Origin of the sequence: Selenomonas sputigena (assembly GCF_026015965.1) — a bacterium.
Taxonomy (GTDB): Bacteria; Bacillota; Negativicutes; order Selenomonadales; family Selenomonadaceae; genus Selenomonas.
In genome coordinates, this window is sequence record NZ_CP110383.1 from 2,089,324 (window position 1) to 2,104,978 (window position 15,655).

General features: G+C 60.2%; 14 protein-coding genes and 1 riboswitch. Of the genes, 2 read left to right on the forward strand and 12 right to left on the reverse strand.

The features are described from left to right. Positions 1–4: 4 nt before the first annotated feature. From OL236_RS10105 to OL236_RS10140, 8 genes are all read right to left on the reverse strand, one after another. Positions 5–1,543 (reverse strand): Ppx/GppA phosphatase family protein, encoded by a 1,539-nt coding sequence (locus OL236_RS10105; RefSeq protein ID WP_265070509.1) that lies wholly within the window; start codon positions 1,541–1,543, stop codon positions 5–7. 199 nt (positions 1,544–1,742) lie between these two features. Then, positions 1,743–3,068, reverse strand: a complete 1,326-nt coding sequence (locus OL236_RS10110; protein WP_265070510.1) for an S-layer homology domain-containing protein — start codon at positions 3,066–3,068, stop codon at positions 1,743–1,745. Positions 3,069–3,102: 34 nt separating this feature from the next. Beyond that, positions 3,103–4,614, reverse strand: a complete 1,512-nt coding sequence (locus OL236_RS10115) for an ABC transporter substrate-binding protein (protein WP_265070511.1) — start codon at positions 4,612–4,614, stop codon at positions 3,103–3,105. A 211-nt stretch (positions 4,615–4,825) separates the two neighbouring features. Next, positions 4,826–5,587, reverse strand: a complete 762-nt coding sequence (locus tag OL236_RS10120) for an ABC transporter ATP-binding protein (RefSeq protein ID WP_265070512.1) — start codon at positions 5,585–5,587, stop codon at positions 4,826–4,828. After that, positions 5,584–6,399 carry an ABC transporter ATP-binding protein gene (locus tag OL236_RS10125; protein ID WP_264917977.1) on the reverse strand — a complete coding sequence of 272 codons (816 nt, stop codon included), beginning with the start codon at positions 6,397–6,399 and terminating at the stop codon, positions 5,584–5,586. The genes OL236_RS10120 and OL236_RS10125 overlap by 4 nt, the downstream gene beginning before the upstream one ends. Next, positions 6,396–7,241 carry an ABC transporter permease gene (locus tag OL236_RS10130; protein WP_265070513.1) on the reverse strand — a complete coding sequence of 282 codons (846 nt, stop codon included), beginning with the start codon at positions 7,239–7,241 and terminating at the stop codon, positions 6,396–6,398. Before OL236_RS10130 ends, OL236_RS10125 begins: the two co-directional genes overlap by 4 nt. A gap of 1 nt (position 7,242) precedes the next feature. Beyond that, positions 7,243–8,178, reverse strand: a complete 936-nt coding sequence (locus OL236_RS10135) for an ABC transporter permease (protein ID WP_265070514.1) — start codon at positions 8,176–8,178, stop codon at positions 7,243–7,245. Positions 8,179–8,209: 31 nt separating this feature from the next. Then, on the reverse strand, positions 8,210–9,508 hold the full coding sequence (locus tag OL236_RS10140; protein ID WP_265070515.1) for a PepSY-associated TM helix domain-containing protein: 1,299 nt from the start codon (positions 9,506–9,508) through the stop codon (positions 8,210–8,212). Between the two features lie 223 nt (positions 9,509–9,731). Next, positions 9,732–9,907: riboswitch (cobalamin riboswitch) on the reverse strand. Positions 9,908–10,089: 182 nt separating this feature from the next. Here OL236_RS10140 and OL236_RS10145 point away from each other — a divergent pair. Next, positions 10,090–10,371: a type II toxin-antitoxin system Phd/YefM family antitoxin gene (locus OL236_RS10145; protein ID WP_009645837.1), complete on the forward strand. Its 282-nt coding sequence runs from the start codon at positions 10,090–10,092 to the stop codon at positions 10,369–10,371. Positions 10,372–10,373: 2 nt separating this feature from the next. Further along, a complete protein-coding gene (locus tag OL236_RS10150) occupies positions 10,374–10,685 on the forward strand; it encodes a type II toxin-antitoxin system RelE/ParE family toxin (RefSeq protein ID WP_265070516.1) in 312 nt (103 codons plus the stop codon). A 46-nt stretch (positions 10,686–10,731) separates the two neighbouring features. Here the strand turns inward: OL236_RS10150 and OL236_RS10155 are convergent, their stop codons facing one another. From OL236_RS10155 to OL236_RS10170, 4 genes are all read right to left on the reverse strand, one after another. Next, the gene (locus OL236_RS10155; protein WP_265070517.1) at positions 10,732–12,192 is read right to left on the reverse strand and encodes a nicotinate phosphoribosyltransferase; all 1,461 of its coding nucleotides are present in this window, start codon (positions 12,190–12,192) and stop codon (positions 10,732–10,734) included. Positions 12,193–12,387: 195 nt separating this feature from the next. After that, positions 12,388–13,530, reverse strand: coding sequence for a hypothetical protein (locus OL236_RS10160; protein WP_265070518.1), 1,143 nt, complete (start codon positions 13,528–13,530; stop codon positions 12,388–12,390). Positions 13,531–13,624: 94 nt separating this feature from the next. Continuing rightward, entirely contained in the window at positions 13,625–14,056 is a 432-nt protein-coding gene (locus tag OL236_RS10165) for a PaaI family thioesterase (protein WP_265070519.1), read from the reverse strand. Positions 14,057–14,067: 11 nt separating this feature from the next. After that, positions 14,068–15,231: a YibE/F family protein gene (locus OL236_RS10170; protein ID WP_265070520.1), complete on the reverse strand. Its 1,164-nt coding sequence runs from the start codon at positions 15,229–15,231 to the stop codon at positions 14,068–14,070. Positions 15,232–15,655 lie beyond the last annotated feature (424 nt).

A 15,655-nucleotide genomic window follows, 5' to 3' on the forward strand; every position in this document is an offset into this window, starting at 1 on the left:
CTCCTCACGCTTTGCACAGGACAGGCTCGATGCCGAAGATTTCACGAAAGAGCGCGGCGGCGCGTGCGAATGTCCAGCGAATCAAGGAGATGTCCTCTTCCGCTTCGAAGCGCACGCAAAGCTCCTCCTTTGAGAGCTTGACCGAGAGTTTTGCGATCTTGCCGCTGTGCCCTTGGTCGAGCGTGTCCGCAAGGCGCAGGATGGCGCATAGCTTGAGCATCGTGACCTGCTGCTCGTGCGAAAGGCGCGCATAGTGCTCATCCTTGCTGCCGGGGTTCTCGCGGTTGTAATAGTAGGCGACGCTCGCGACGATTTCCTTTTCCGCCTCGGAAACGCCGAAGAAGTCAGTGCCCATGATGATCTGATAGGAATAGCGGCTGTAGCGGCGCAGGTTGATGAACTTTCCCGTCTCATGCAGGATCGCGCTGAGTCTGAGCAGCAAGAGTGCGCGCGAGGAAAGCCCATGTGCGCCGCCCAAGGCGCAAAAGATCTCCTTAGCCGCCCGCTCGACGCGCGCACAGTGCTCTCTCGTCGAGCCGTACTTCTCCGCCGTCGTGCGTGCGAGCTGCACGGTGCGCTCTTCCTGCTCGGCGAGGCACGAAAGTTCCGCCAGCTGTGCGCCGCGATAGACGCTGTAGCTCATGAGAAATGTCGTGCCCATGAGGAACATGCCCTTGACGCGCGTCGCACGCACGACTTCGCCGTAGAGGAGCAGTGTCGGCATGAGGAGATGGGCGCGGCTTTCCGTGACGGCGCAGCGCGTCATGAGCTTCTGCGGCGTCAGCCCCGCGAAGGAGTCGAGGAAGCGCAGGAAGTCCTCGCCCTCTACGAACGTATACGCGCCTTTCGCGCCCGGCGCGAGGAGCGCGGCGACGGTGCGCGCTTCGAGTCCCGAGAGCACGAGATGGCGAATCGCATGATGCTCGATGCTCGGCCAGAGCGGCGAGAGCGTCGCGTGGATGTAGTCGCGCACGGCAGAGGGAAAGGTCAGGCTCTCGCGTTCCTTCTCGCTGAAATGCTCAAGGATGCTCAGGCTGCCGCTCGCGACGTTCTGCTGAAAGAGCAGCCTGCCCCCCTGCCAGCCCGTGAGGCCGAGTCCGCTCGACGTGATGTCCATGAGAAGCACGGGCTTTTCGCCGAAGTTCTCCGCATTCTCCAAAAGCTCGTGACTCAGGGCAAAGAACTTGTAGTAGATCTCCTGCGTCATGTCGGCGACTTCAACCGTAAAGCCTGTGCGAATGCGAATCTGATCGAGGATGCCGAGGCGATTTTCCGCCTCGCGCAGGACGGACGTGCCGATGGCAAAGACCTGCGTCACGCCGTAGTCGGCGAGAAGCCGGCGAAAGCCTGCGAGGATGCGGCAAAGCTCGCGGATCGAGTCAAAGGAGAGCCGCCCGTGACGGAACACCTCCTCGCCGAACCGCGTCTCCTTGCGCACGCGCTCGATGATCTCGACATCGTCGAGCGCGGCGAATGATGCGATGAGCAGGCTCGTATGAACAGAGCCGATATGCACGACACCGTAGGTGAATCGCTGCTTCATGGGGCGTGTCGCCTCCTTTCTTTCGTTCTATTATAGCATAGGATCGGTTCTTTTTATCTCCATCATTTTATTGTTGAATGATGGAGATAATATCGTATTTGATGGAGATAAAAAGGCGGCTGTTCATATAAAAACAGGACGCCGCAGGAAAATTCCCCTCCTGCGGCATCCTGTTTTTATTTATGCGATTTCCCAGACCTTACCAGAACATCTGCACGCGCGTGTAGAAGGTCTTCGCGCTGCGGCCGCTTCCGAGCGACTTGCCGTGGAAGTAGGCCATGTCGATGTTCGTGTTCTTCATCGGCGCGTAGCTTGCGCCGACGACCCAGCCTTTCGTGCCGTACTCGCCGCCCGCCACGGGGATCTTGTAGGTCTGGCGGTGCAGCTCGTAGGTTGGCATGAGCGTGCTGTATCCGCCGAGGTGGCGATAGGCGAGGTACATGCCCCATGAGCCGGGGCTGGCGACGTTCGAGCCTTTGTAGTTGAGCTGAACGTCTGCCGACTGGTTGTAGTTGTCCGCTTCGAGATTCCTCGCGTAGTGCGCGGCGAGGGCGACATCCTTCGTGAAGCTGTACTTGCCGCCGACGGAGAGGATGCCCGCCTTGTCCGTCACGGCGCCGTCGCGATAGGCGGGCAGGAATTGGAACACGTCCGAATCATAGTGGCGGTAGGCGACGCCGGCCTGCAGTTTTCCCGTCGCATGGTCGATGCCGATGCCGTAGTGCTTCGCCGTGTAGTCCGAGGCCGTGCGGCCGCCGAGCTTGTCCTTGCCGGAGACGCTCAAGGCGGCGTTCCCCATGTTCCAGCGTCCGCCTTCGACCATGATCTTCGTCTTTGTGCCGTAGGTCAAGATCGCGCCCGAGAACCACGAGTCTGCGACGAGGCCGTCGTCGGAGTACGACCAGAAGTGCGACATCTTGCCCGCCTGGATGCGCAGATTGCCGTAGTTGCCGTCGGCGTAGAGGTAGCTCAGGGCGACGTTGCTCGCCTGATCTTCTGAGAGCTTCACCGATCCGGTCAGACGTGCGCGCACCTTCCAATGATCGTTGACGGTGGCGACGGGCAGGAGGCGCAGCTGCAGCGTGTTGACCGAGTGCTTGTCGGTCGCGCCTGCGGCATTTTCGTCGCGGTGCGAGAGGTGGACGTAGCGAAGCTCGCCTTCCCACTTCACGTTGTCCACTTTTTGCTCAAGATTTTCGACGCGAACGCCGAGGTTGCCCAGCTCTTCCGCAAATTCCGCCGCGAGGCGGTCGATCATGGCCTTCTGCTGTGCATTGACCTGATCTTCCTTCGCCATGGCTTTGGCGACCATCTGCGCCATCTCGTAGCGCGTGATTTCGTTCTGGCCGCGGTAAGTGCCGTCGCCGTACCCTTCGATGACGCCGTCGTCGGCAAGCTGTGCGACAGCGTCATACGCCCAGTGATCGGCGGGCACGTCGCTGAAGGGGTTCGCCGCCGCAGAGGCGAGGGCGGAGGATGTGAGGAGGGCGGCGCTAAGAGCCGCGCCGCATATATATTTTTTCATGAACAACAACCTTTCATTTTCTTTTGTTTCTGGCTCATTCCACCGTGATATCCTTCGTCAGCAGGTAGTAGTCGAGCGGGAAGATCTTGACGTTCTTGACGTTCGACTTGCCCACGACGGTCGTCGTCGGCACGATGAGGAAGATTGAGGGCTGATCTTCCATGATCTGCTGTGCCGCCTTCATGACGAGCGCATCTTTCTGTGCGGGGTCGAGCGCCGTGGCCATCTCGTCTATGATGGCGTCGAAGGCGGGGCTGGCGTAGCGGCTGTGGTTCGTGTTTTTGCCGCTCTTCGAGTAGAGCATGCCGCGCAGCCACGGGTACGGATCGTTCGTCGTCGCGACGGACCAATCTTCTTCGAGCAGGTCGAAGCCGCCGACTTCATCGACCTTGTCCGGCTCCTGCACATGAACCATCTTCACATCGATGCCGCCGGCACGAAGCTGCGATTCGATAGCTTCATAGAGCGTTGTCTTCGTGCCCCAGGTTGCGAAGCGGAGCGTCAAGGGCTTGCCGTCCTTTTCGTACATGCCCTGCGCGTTCTTCTTCCAGCCTGCCGCCGCAAAGAGCGCCTCGGATTTCGCCGGATCGTAGGTGACCTTCTGTCCCGTGTGCCCGTAGGGGACGCTCGGCGGGAACGGCTCGCCCGCTGCTACGGAATTGCCGTAGGACTTGGCGAGGGCGTCGTTGTCGAGCATGTAGGCGAGCGCCTTTCTGAGGTTCTTGTCCGTGAAAATGCCATCGCCTTGGTATGGCGTGACCATGAAGACGCGCACGCCTGTCGTCTCGTAGATAGTATAATCGGGCTTGTCTGCGAAGAGGCTGCGGTTTGCCTCCGTCATGCGCTGCATGAGGTCGATCTCGCCCGACTGCAGAGCCATGGCGCGCGAGGTGTCGTCCTCGAAGAGCTTGACCGTGACCGTGTCAAGCCCGGGCTTGCCGTCCCAATAGTGCTCGTTGCGCTTCATCTGGATCTCCGATCCCTTTGTCCAGCCTGTGATGGTATAGGGTCCCGTGAGAACTGGTGTGGAGGCGACCTTCGACATGTCCGCCTGCGTGTTGACGATGATGAAGAGCGGGTCGGAAAGCGCCGAGATCAAGGAGGCGTTGGGCTCTTCCGTCTCGATGACGATGTTTTCCCCGTCTACGCGGATTTCTTTCGCGTGCAGAGCTTTCTTCGCACGGTCGTTTTCCTGCATCGTGCGTTCGAGCGACGCCTTGACCAGCTCGGGCGTCATCGGCGTGCCGTCCTGGAACTTCACGTTCGGGCGGATGTGGAAGCGCCACGTCGTCGGATTGACGTTCTCCCACTTGTCGGCGAGCTGCGGCACGAACTTCATGTGCTCGTCGACGGCGACGAGCGTCTCGCCTGCGCCGATGCGCGTCAGCGTCCAGCCGTCCCAGGCGTGCGCGGGGTCGAGCGTCTCGCCGAACCACCAAAGGGCGAGATTGAGGTGCCCTGCCTTGCTCTTCATGCCGCCCCCGCCGCAGCCTGTGAAGGCCAGGAGGGAGCAGATGAGGAAGATCGCGGTAAAGATACGTTTCATGAATAAACCTCCCCGTGGAAAACGCATCAGCATTTTCCTGAATAAATCTCGGACGCTTCCGCGTCCGTCTCCTTGCAGGAACGGCTAAAAGACAAGGAATTGCGTACAGCCCCTTACTCTTGGCCGCACAGTTTTGTCATTCTGCATCCCTGCAATCTATGATACAAGCGGGGTGATGCCGCTTGGCAGACTCCGGTAAGATCGCGCGTCCTCAGCCGAGAAGCTCGCTCGCGTGCAGCAGCGCGAGAGTCGCTTCGTGCTTGGCGTGCGCGAGGTCTTTTGCCGCGAGCGTCTCGACGAAGCGGCCGTCCGCGAGCACATAGATGCGCTCCGCCACATGTTGCACGGCGCCGAGTTCGTGCCCGACGAAGAGTCCTGCGAAGCGGAAGCGTCGGCGCAGCGCGGCGATGAGGTCGAGGATTTCCTTCTGCGTGATGACGTCGAGTGCGCTCGTCGGCTCGTCGAAGAGCACGATGTCCGGCTCTTGGAGCAGCGTTCGCGCGATGATGACGCGCTGCAGCTCGCCGCCCGAAAGCTGGTGCGGCAGGGCGGCGAGGACGGCGGGCGCGAGATGCACCTCGGCGAGCATGGCGAGGATGCGGCTTTCGAGCGCGTCTTTCGTCTCGCCTGCCTTTTCGAGCGCCGTGCGGAAGAAGTCGCGCATCTGCATTCGCGGCGAAAAGGCTTCGCGCGGATCTTGAAAGACCATGCGCACGACGCCCCTTTTTTGTACTGTGCCTTCGTCGGGCAGCTCTGAACCCGCGATGATGCGAAAGAGCGTCGACTTGCCCGAGCCGCTCGCGCCGACGATGCCGCAGACTTCGCCGGGCGCGAGGCGAAGCGATACGCCGCGCAGGACTTCTTGCCTGCCGCGCGGCGTATCGAAGGACTTCTTTACGTCCGTGACCTCAAGGAGCGCGCGCATGTCTTCGTGCACGTCAGGCATTTCGCCTGTCCTCTTTTCTGCCGTCATGACTTCACCTCCAAGATTGCCGCCAAGAGTTCCTTCGTGTAGGCTTCCTGCGGCGCTTCCATGACTTCCTGCGTCGGGCCGGTTTCTACGATGCGCCCGTCCTTCAAGATCAGCAAGCGGTCGCCGAGGTAGGCGCCCGCGCGGATGTTGTGCGTGACGAAGATGAGAGCCGCGCCGCGCGACTGGTGGAGCTTCATGCGGTCGAGGAATTCGAGCGAAGCGATGGGGTCGAGCGCACTCGTCGGCTCGTCGAGCAGGAGGAGCTTCGGCGAGAGCGAGAGCGTGATCGCCGTCGCCGTGCGCTGGCGCTCGCCGCCCGACAGTTGGAACGGGTAGGCGCTGAGCACGCGCTTCGGCTCGCTGAAGCCGACGGCTCTGAGGCGGTCTTCCATCAGAGCCGGCCACTCCTTCTTGAGAACGCCGTGTGTACGCAGAAAGTCCTCGTATTGGCGGCGCACGCGCAGGTTTTGGTTCAGGTAGTTGCCGGGATTCTGGAAGACCATGGCGAAGTCGCGCCCTGCCAGTTCCTTTTGCAGCGCGGCATTCTTCAAAAGCGGTGCGCCGTGGTAGAGGATGTCGCCCGCGATCGCTTTGCCCTCGTGCGGCAGAAGCCCGAGGATGGCGCGCAGGAGCGTCGATTTGCCCGAGCCGCTTGCACCGATGATGGAAAGCGCCTCGCCTGCCTCCAATGCGAGCGACACGTCGTCGAGGACGCGCTTTTTCGCCACATCAATGGAAAGATGATCGACGGCGAGGAAGGGCAGATGCGGCGAGGATTTCGCGCTGTGCGCGGCTGTGTTCTTTTCGCTCATGATTTCTCCCCCCTCCTTTCCCAGCGCGGCTCAAAGATGTCGCGCAGTTCATCGCCCATGAGGCTGAAGAGGATGACCGTGATGAAGATGGCAAGTCCGGGGAACATCAAGAGCCACGGTGCCGTCTGCATGTAGTCCTTCGATCCCATGAGGAGCATGCCCCATTCGGGCGTCGGCGGCTGGATGCCGATGCCGATGAGCGACAGTCCCGCGACGATGAGCACGATGTCGCTCAAGTGCTGGAAGAAGAAGACGAACATCTGCGGCACGACGTTCGGCAGCACATAGCGAAAGAGCCGCCGCGAAAACGGGATGCCAGACGCGTCAGCGTAGCGCACGTAAGGCTTCTCGCGCTCCGTGCGAACGATCGTGCGCACGATGCGCGCATACTCCGCCCACGTTGTGATGAAGACGGCGAGGATGACGTTGCCGACGTTCGGCCCCAGGAAGCCGAGGAGCGCGACGAGGAAGACGCGGCTCGGAAAGGCGAGGAAGAAGTCGACGATTCCCGTCGAGATGAGCTGCATGCGGCCGCGCGTCAGAGCCATCGCCGCGCCGACGCCGATGCCGAAGACGGCAGACAGGATGCCGCTCACAAGAGATGCCGAAAGGCTCGCCTGGCCGCCGACGAGGACGCGCGAGAGAAGGTCGCGTCCGAGCTGATCCGTACCGAGGATGTGCTCTGCCGACGGCGGCAGGAGGCGTGCGCCCATATCGTTCGTATAGGCGTCGTAGGGGAGGAAAGGCGGCACGGCGAACATCGCGGCGATCCACAGGAGAAGGAGCGCCGCGAGCACGCAGAAGAGCGGGTCGCGCCTCATGCGCGAGAAGAAGAGGCCCATGTCAGCCCACCTCCTGTTCGCGCACCTTGGGATTCAGCCACAGGCAGAGGATGTCCGCCGCGAGGTTGACGAGGATGAAGATGCCCGCGCCCCAGAGAACGTAGGCCTGCATGAGCGTGAAGTCGTTGTTCTTTATGGCCTCGACCATCAAAAAGCCCATGCCGCGCCAGCCGAAGATCGCCTCGATGACGACCGTGCCGCCCAAGAGACTGCCAAAGGACAGGCCGAACATCGTGATGATGTTCGGCAGCGCGTTCGGCATGATGTAGCGCCAGAGGATGCGCGAATCGGAAAGCCCGAGGGCGCGCGCGCCCGTCACATAGTCCTTTTGATGCTCTTCGAGGAGCGCACCGCGCAGACGGCGCACATACAGCCCCATGTAGTAGAAGGAGAGCACGAGAGACGGCAGAATCAGCCCTGTGAGTCCCGTCGTATGGATTGGTATCAAAGACAGCTTGACCGAGAAGATGTAGATGAAGATCAAGGACAGCCATATCGTTGGTATCGTGATACCAAAGAACGAGCCGAAGCGAATGACGAGATCGAGCGGCCGCGCATAGAAGCGAAATGCGAGAACTGCGAGCGGCACGGAGATGAGGATCGAAAGCCCCATCGCCGAAACCGCCAGAAGAATCGTGTTTGGTATCGCGTCCTTTAAGAGCGTCGCCACGGGCATGGAGAAGAGCAGCGAGTAGCCGAGATCGCCCGAGAGGAGGTCGCGCAGCCATACGAAATACTGCACCCAGATCGGCTCGTCGAGTCCGTAGCGCACGCGCACCTCCGCGATCAGCTCGGGTGTCGGGATGATTCCCGAGCGAATCATGTAGAGCTTCACGGGATCAGAGTCCGACGTGTGCATGAGGAGGAACGTGATGACCGAGAGCAAAAAGAGGATGACGAGCATCATCAAGAGACGACGCAGGAGGATTTGTGCCATATATCTTTCCTTTCTGTTCGATTGCGCTGCCTTACGGCCGCTTGGCGAAAAGCCATGCAGCAAGGCTTACGGCGAGGACAAGAAGCCAGGCAAGGGAGCCGCTCGTGTTGCCGAGGAAGGTGTCCGAGAGCGGTGCCGTCATGCCGATGAGGGAAAGCCCCGCGAGGAGCGCCGGCAGTTTCCAAACGGACGCCATGAGGGCGCGGCCTCTTCCGTCGGCAAAGACAGGGCGGCGCTCCTTCTGCCTGTGGCAACGACGCCACCAGCCGAGGAAGCCCGTGACGATGACGGTGATCGTCAAGATGTCGAGCAGCGCCCAAAAGAGCTTCAGGAGAATCGTCGAATGGTTGTGGATGTGGAGGTCGAGCAGCGAGGCGCAGACGGCCAAGTAACGCGGCAGCGGCTCTGTGAAGTGCAGGAGCTCGCCGTCTGCCGTGCGGGAAAAGAGCACCTTCTGCCCCATGAACATCGCGGGGTGTGCCGCATCCGTAAGGTAGAGCGTCGCGGGGAGCTTGCCCGTCGCGGCCTCCATGCTCAGGACGTCCTGCTCGGGGAAGGCTTCTTTCGCATAGGCGAGCATGTCCTCGTAGCGGACGCTCGCAGCATCCCCCTGCGGCGCGTGGGCGTCGACATCCGCGAGGTAAGCGCCGTAGCCCACGGAGAAGATGACGATGGCAACGCCGCTCAAGGTCAGAAGCCCCGCCCAGACCGCCGTGACGACGCCGAGGAAGTTGTGCCAGTCGAAGGAGCTGCCCGCCGAGACGCCGCCGCGCGTGCCGCCGAAAAGGCGGCGGCGCATGAAGGTCGGATAGAGCAGCAGGCCGCCGAGAATGGAGAGGAAGCTGAGGAAACACATAATGCCGAGGAAGATCATGCCGCCCTGCCCCATGGCGAGCCGCAGGTGCAGGATGTGCAGCGTGTGCATGAGGCTCGCGACAGCAGGCGACTTCACTGCGCCGCTGCGCCACGGAACGGCCTGTTCCGTCATGGGCGAATAGGCGATCTGCGTGCCGCCCATGCTCATGCGCCCCGTGCGCCCGTGACTGCCCTTGTCAGCGATGCGGTAGAGCAGAAGCCCATGCTCGGGCATGGCGGAAATGGCCTGCACCTTCTTGTCGGGGTTCTCTTCCAGGACCTTGTCGAGTCCGGCAGAAGTTCCCTGCCAGAGCACATGGTAGGAGGAGTCTCCCGCATGGGGCAGAGGCTCGACGCGGTTCCACTGCGTGATCTCCTCCTTGAAGAGAAGAGGCAGCCCCGTGAGGCAAAGCAGGAGGAAAAACACTGCACAGATCGCACTGATCCAGCGGTGCAGACGATAGAGAAGTAACATGAAAAAGACTCCTTTCTTTTCAGAAGTGCAAAGAGCGAACCAATGACGACATTCGCAAAATAAAAGCAGCCTCTCTTTCCTGCAAAGGAAAGAGAGGCTGCAAAATATCCTTGCCTTGCCGCATGCCGTGCTGCATGTGCACACGAAACCATCGCTGGAACAGCATCCAAAAGACGTGAACCAATCGCAAGGCGCAGATCCCCTCCCCATCGTTCGCAGGTCAGACGGTGATCGTCGATCAGGCAGTTCTCCTGGCTCCAGTTCATCGCTCCTCTGCGCCTTCCCGGGTTTCCCCAGTGACTTTTCCTGCAGATTCGCTCGCTGTTACAGTGGCGGGACCGCGCCGGCTCTTCCGGCTTCTCTATTGAGTCTTGCGACACCTGATCCGTCAATATGCTGTTTGTTGTTTATCGTAATGATGGCTTCCAAGAGGAAGAATATCATTGCTTTCGGTTATTGTCAAGAGATGTCGGCAGGCGTATCACAACCAGCATCGGATTCCATCTTTTCACTCTGAAGCTGTCTTCTTGACAATAGTCAAATTCAGATATAATATGACTATATCAATGGGAGGGATTTTTATGTCGTCATTAGCGGAAACGATTCGCCCTTCGGCAGACCTGCGCGGCAGATACAGCGAGATTTCGCGGCAGTGCAGGGAGGATCGCAAGGCCGTGATCATCACGGTGAACGGGCGCGGAGACACGGTGTCTCTCGGATATGAGCAGTACCAGCAGATGAAAGCACAGATTGAGCTTCTTGAAATCCTCGGGGAAGCGGAAGAAGATGTCCGAAACGGACGGGTCGCTCCCATGCAGGAGAGCTTTGATTCGCTTCGCGCGGAACTCCTTTCGAGGGAATAGCGATGGCATATCGGATTGTGCTCACGGCAAAGGCAGACGAACAGCTGCGGGACATCGTCCTCTATCGTGCGGAGGTTGCGGGAAACGCTGAGGCTGCCTTGGAGTTTCTTGATCGCTTAAAGCAGAAGATCGACCGTCTGGCGGACTTCCCGGAAAGCGGCTCTTTCCCCCGCTATGGCGCTCTTCGAGCGAGAGGGTATCGCGTGCTGATTGCCGAGAAGCATCTCGTGTTTTACAAGGTAGATGAGGAGCGCAAGATGGTCATTGTTTATGCCATCGTAGATGGACGAAGGGATTACTTGAACTTGATCTGACGCGTCGCCGGTCAGCCGTTTTCGTAGCCCGAGGGAAGATAGCTCTTCAATACTGCTGCATCTCGTTCAGGAGGGCGAGCTTCATCTCGTAGTAGGCGGGGCTCATGTCGAGGTAGTGCGTGTGCGGGTTCTCGAAGCGCTGCTCCTCCTGCCAGATCTCGCGGTCGAGCTGCGCCTTGACGTAGGCGCGGATTTCTTCGAGCGACGGCTGCTTCGACACGAATTTGCCGTTCTTGATGACATCTTCCTGCAACTCGCGCGCCGTGCAGTTTGTGAAGAAGCGGTGCTTCCACGGCTTCTTGGGGTCGATGTAGCGATAGGGCTTCGTCATGTCGGGCGTTTCGTCGGCGAGCGTCAGGAGGTCGGCGATGGCGTGGCCTTCGGCGTCGTAGATGCGGTAGACCTTTTTTCTGCCGGGGTTCGTGATCTTCTCGACCGTTTCGGAAACTTTGATCTTCGGCAGAATCTCGCCGTCCTTTTCCACGGCGGCGAGCTTGTAGACCGCGCCGAAGACCGGCTCGCTCTTCGACGTGATCAGGCGTTCGCCCACGCCGAAGGCATCGATCTTGCCGCCCTGCGCGTTAAGAATCGAGGAGATCGTATACTCGTCGAGGCTGTTCGAGGCGATGATCTTGCAGTCGGAAAGCCCCGCCGCGTCGAGCATGGTGCGCACGCGCTTGGAGAGGTAGGCGAGGTCGCCCGAATCGATGCGCACGCCCTTGAGCCTTTTGCCCAGCGGATCGAGCACGTCCTTGGCGGCGCGGATGGCATTCGGAATGCCCGAATGTATGACGTCGTAGGTATCGACGAGGAAGACGGCGTTGTCGGGGTACGTCTCGGCATACTTCTTGAATGCCGTGTATTCGTCGTCATAGTACATGACCCAGCTGTGCGCCATTGTACCGCTGACGGGGATGCCGAAAAGCTGGCCCGCGAGCACCGTCGCCGTCGAGGCCGCGCCGCCAATGTAGGCGGCGCGTGCGCCGTAGACAGCGGCGTCGACGTTGTGTGCGCGGCGTGCGCCGAAGTCGGAGACGACGCGGCCGCCCGCCGCCCGCACGATGCGGCGCGTCTTCGTCGCGATGAGCGACTGGTGGTTGATCTCGGCGAGGAGCGCCGTCTCGACGAGCTGCGCGTCAATGATGGGCGCGGTCACGGTGAGGATCGGCTCTTCGGGGTACATGATCGTGCCCTCGCGAAATGCGCGGATGTCACCTGTGAAGCGGTAGCGCGCGAGGTAGTCGAGGAAGTCCTCGTCGAAGAGCGAGAGCGAGCGCAGGTAGTCGATGTCAGCAGGCGAGAAGTGCATCGCCTCGATGTACTCGACGATCTGCTCAAGCCCTGCGAAGATGGAAAAGCCGCCGCCGTCGGGGTGGCGGCGGAAGAAGACGTCGAAGGAGGCGCGTGTCTTCCTGGCCTCCTCGCCCTCGCGGAAATAGCCGTAGGCCATCGTCAGCTCATAGAGATCCATCATCATCGTGATGTTGCGCGATTCAAACTGTGCCATCGAGATCGTCCTTTCTGGCGGCCGCCGCAAAAGCGGCAATCGGTCGTCCCCGTCAATGGAAAATGCAGGAAGTGCTGAGAAAGAGCGATTCCTGCCTGGGCTCTTAAGAAAGCACTGATAAATTCAGCCTTTCCTTAGGAGCACGGATACATTCAACGCCGCCATTTTGGCGGCGTTTATTTTATTCGTGCCTCTTCAGCGTCTCGTATCTATGCCGCCAATCTTCCTTTCGCCGACGGAAAAGCCTGCGCCGCCCGTCTCTTCGTCCACATGCGCGAGGAGATCGACGAGCTGCGGCAACTCTTCCTTGCCCGAAGTCTTGTAGGAATCCGCCAGCGAAAGGAGCGCATCCGCGCTGCCCCGTCTGCCGTAGTCGCCCGCTGCGCCGTGCTTGCCGCGCAGCTTCGCCTCGCGCTCATTCTCGGGAAGCTTCTCCCAAGCCTTCGAGGAAGTGAATTCGCGCCATTCGTCGGCGAGTGCGCGAAGGACGATGATGTAGGTGTCGTCGAGGTCGAATTTCGCATTTTTCGCGTTTTCCAGCTCGTCCATCGCGCGGCTGTAGCTTGCCTTGAGCTGGGCGACGCGCTCTTCGAGAAACGACGGCTTCTTCTCGCCGGCATCATGCGCCTTACCGTCGTGCGCCGCGCCCTTTTCCGCCGCGCCATTCTGTGCGCCTTCTGCACTGCCGTTTGTGCTCGCCGCGCCGCCTTGCACCTCCTGCCCTGCCTGTGCAGCAGGAGCGGCCTTTGCTGCCGCTGCCTCGCCTGCACCGGCCAGGGCGGGGGCAGCTCCGTCGCCAAATCCCGAGGCTCCTCCTTCAGGCGCGGCGGCAGAGCCGTTGGCGGCAGCTCTGCCGGCTTCAGTCGACGATGCACCGCCCGCACCGTTCGCAGAGGCGGCGGGCAGGCTTCCTGCGCCGCTCTTTGCAGACTCCATCGCCTCGATCGCGACCTTGAGCTGCGCGTCCATGAGGATGCGGCGTGCGGCTTCTTTCGTCTTGGCACGCTTCAAGGCGGCCTTCAGTTCCTCGCGTGCGTCGTCCGCTTTCTTCGCCTTCTGGTAGAGCGCCTCGTCATTTTCCTTCAGGAGGCGAAGCTCCTCGGGCGTGAGTTTCTTGCCGCCGCGCGCTTTCTGCGAGATGATGGCGAGCCGCGTCGCATCCGTGACCTTGGCGAGCGTGCCGACGGTCTGCGGCTTCCTTTGACGCGCCTCCTCCGCGAAGTCCTTCTTGCTGTCCGTGAGCGAGATTGACTGCCCGGTCTTGATGCGCCAGTTCGCTTCCTTCTTCAGCTTCCACGTCGCCGTGTAGTCGCTGATCTTGCCAACCCATTCAAACATCGTGTCCCCTCCTTGGGTATGTGTCTGCTTCCTTGGGCAAAAATCCCTTCGTCTTGTTATCGGCAAAGTGGCGTGACTCCTTAAAAGCGCAGCGCTACTCCTCGTCTTCAAGGAACTTGCCGAGCACGTAGAACGTGCCGTGTCCCTTGGCGTAGATCTTGCCGTCCTCATCCTTGATCTCGCTCTCCAAGGTCATCGCATGCTTGCCGTCGTGCAGACAGATGCCCGTCGCGATGATCGTCTTGGCGAGCGGCACGGCGTGCATGAAGTCCATCGAAAGCGACATCGTCACGACCTTCTTGTTTCGCGCGAGCGCGGCCGCGCCCATCGCCGTGTCGGCGAGCGTCATCAGAACGCCGCCGTGCACGATGTTGTAGAGGTTCGTATGCTCGGGATCGATCGTCAGACGAAGCTCGACCGTGCCGTCCGGCTTCGGCACGACGGCGGCATGCAGGTATTCGATGAACGGATTGAGATGGTAGAAGCGAATGATCTCCTGCTGTCTTTGGGTCAAAGGGAAGTCCATGGGATACCTCCTTATTCTTGCGGATGTTCCTGCGGCATTCTCCTGTGCAGACGCTCTTTCGGCGCAGGCCGCGTCACGAGGAACGCCGTCGCATACGCCGTGATGGGAATGGCGAAGAGCAGTCCAATGCTGCCGATGAGCGAGCGCACGATCTCGGTTGCGATCATGTCAAGGTTTGCGACGTGCACGAAGGAGAGGTTTGGCTGCGAGAAGAGCAGCAGCATCAAAGGCAGTGCGCCGCCGATGTAGGCGAGCACGAGCGTGTTCGCCATCGTGCCCATGACGTCGCGACCGACGGCGAGTCCCGAAGCGACGAGCACGGTGAACGATGTCTTGGGCGCGAGGTTCTTCATTTCGCACTGCGCGGACGCGATGGAGACGGCGACATCCATGACCGCGCCGAGCGCGCCGAGGACGATGCCCGAAAAGAGCAGTTCGCGAAAATCGACATCCTTCAGATACAATACCTTGAGCATGCCCGCGTGCTCCTCAGCGATGCCCGTCAGGTAGGTGAAGTGGATCGCGAGGAGCGCGAGCAGACCTGCGACGAAGATGCCGCCGATCGTGCCGATGATCGCGCCCGCCGACTTCACGTTGCAGCCGTTGACGACGAGCTGGGTGCTGAGCGTGATGAGAGAGCCGATGAGGAACGTCCACAAGAGGATGTGCGTCGGCGAGAAGAGGATCAGCGATATGAGCCCCTTGACGATCAGGAAGACGGCGAAGAGCAGCACGAGAAGAGCCTTGAGCCCCGTCACGCCGCCGAAGAGGATGAGGACGAGCGCGAAGCCGAAGAGCAGCCACAGCACGCCGGGCAGGCGGTCATAGTCGACGATGGCGTAGGAGCCGTGTTCCTCGCGCACGAGGATGTTCTCGCCCTCCTTCGGATGGATGTCAAAGGCCGGATTGTTGAGCGTGCGGTGGACGATGCGCGCCTCCTCGCCCTCGTTGGGGCCGGATTCGAGGCGGATCGTCACATAATATTTCTCGCTGCCCGGCGCGAACTTCTCCATATCGTTCGCGCTCTCCTCGACGGCGAGAATCTGTGCCTTGCATGTCGGCGGATCGTCCCCCTCGCCGCCCGGCAGGTGGAAAAGCCCGTAGAGAGCGAGGGCGATGAAGAAGCAAAAGGAAAGAAATGCGCCCAAACGGCGCGGCTGCGGCTGGATTTTCATGGTGAGGTCTCCTGGATGTCAGCGGCTGCTAATGCAGACGAAAGTATTCTTTCACATTATATAACGAAGCTCTGGAAAACGTAAGATGAGGGGAGTATAATTAACCTATAATTTAAGATGAATAGAAGGGAGAATGACCATGGGGAAGAGCGTCAATATCTTTATCACATTCTTTAGCGTGATATACGGGGATGTAAAAAAATCGCTGGAATACGATTATTGCATGGATGGAAAAATTGAAACGGGCTATGTCACGGGCAGGTTTACCAATGAGGCGCCTGTCTACAGCATGGCAAAGATGCTGCAGGAGAAGGGAGAAAAGATTGACTACATTTACGGCTTCTCAACGAACGATGAGCGGACACCGCATTTTGAAGTCAAAGTTTTTGGGGAAACGGAAAAGCGTCCGCCGTATAAGAATCAA